2 protein-coding genes are annotated in these 1,152 nt (G+C 33.0%); one reads left to right on the top strand and one right to left on the bottom strand.

Annotated elements, in window-relative coordinates; translation table 11 throughout:
- Positions 1-525 precede the first annotated feature (525 nt).
- On the top strand, positions 526-915 hold the full coding sequence (locus KI369_RS23725) for a DUF7147 family protein (protein WP_144614632.1): 390 nt from the start codon (positions 526-528) through the stop codon (positions 913-915).
- A 55-nt stretch (positions 916-970) separates the two neighbouring features.
- Here the strand turns inward: KI369_RS23725 and KI369_RS23730 are convergent.
- The coding region (locus tag KI369_RS23730) for a YlbG family protein (protein ID WP_238484950.1) at positions 971-1,152 on the bottom strand (182 nt) is incomplete at its 5' end.

Here is a 1,152-nt window from a genome sequence, read left to right on the forward strand (position 1 = left end):
TGTTGTCACTACCTTTATTTCAATCTATCGAGCAATTATAGAAAGCCTTTCTCCATTCAGTAACCGCTACCAAACTTTACTATTCCATGAAGTTTTCCATTCACCTTTCATCGAACAATAAGAGAACTCTTACTTAAAATAACCGCTCTGCATTTTTTATGTATTAATCTCACCATTTGCTAACACGAACCCATTATGTAAATTAGTTTCACTTTATCTTTTTTATCCTATCATAAAATAAAAAAAAGAAAAATAAAAAGCCCAACATAAAATTTAATTTCATGATGTATATCTTCATTTAGATTGGACATAAATAATTATAACAACATCACCTTCGATGTTGTTGCCAACCGCGGAGAAGACTTACGTTTCCCCATAAGTTCTTCCTCCGGTTTCTCCTCTCCCTTTGCCTTCTTACTAGTACATGCTAGTATAAGAAGGGCCCTGCTTTGCAGGGTTTTTTTCTTTGTCTACTTTTCATTTAAAAAGCGAGATGGTACAGTAAAAGAAAGAGGAGGAAAAAATATGATTCAACGCTTTATAGAACTCGGAGAGGGCTACTCTGATTTATATGAATTACTTGAAATTGCCAAAGCAAATCGAGAACGTATAACCCATATGTTACAATTTGAAACGATTAAAAATGAAAAAAAAGTGTGCTCACTTGTTGTAATATTAAAACCAACTACTACTGGTGATTTCCAACCATTATACATATGTCGTGAAGGCATTCCTGTACTTGAAAATAAAAAAAGTAAACGTGTCATTTTATTTGAAGAAACAGCAGAACAACTAGGAAAAAAAGTAACTACCTTTACGGTAAAACCATCCACAACTTTCCCAGAAAAAGAACTGTTCTTCAATCATTTAATTGGTATTTTACGAATGAATAATTTCATTCCTCCAATGAAATAATACTTCATTTTAAGTGAAAAAATCCCCCGCTAAAATTAGCAGGGGATTTTTTCTATTAGCTATAATCGTATTCTTTCGCCCGATCAGGACGTGAATTTTCAAATTCCGTTTTTAAATACGGGCGGTACGACGGTTCTACCTTTTTCACAAAAGGAAGTTTGTTCAACTTTTGCATCATATGCTCAATTTGTTCCATATCACAATATACTACTGCGTATTTTAAGCGTTTTGATATGT

The sequence above is a fragment of the Bacillus sanguinis genome (assembly GCF_018332475.1).
Taxonomy (GTDB): Bacteria; Bacillota; Bacilli; order Bacillales; family Bacillaceae_G; genus Bacillus_A; species Bacillus_A sanguinis.

Bases quoted from the DNA above. Each gene is read 5' to 3' on its own strand.
- KI369_RS23725 (WP_144614632.1), top strand. From the start codon at position 526: ATGATTCAACGCTTTATAGAACTCGGAGAGGGCTACTCTGATTTATAT.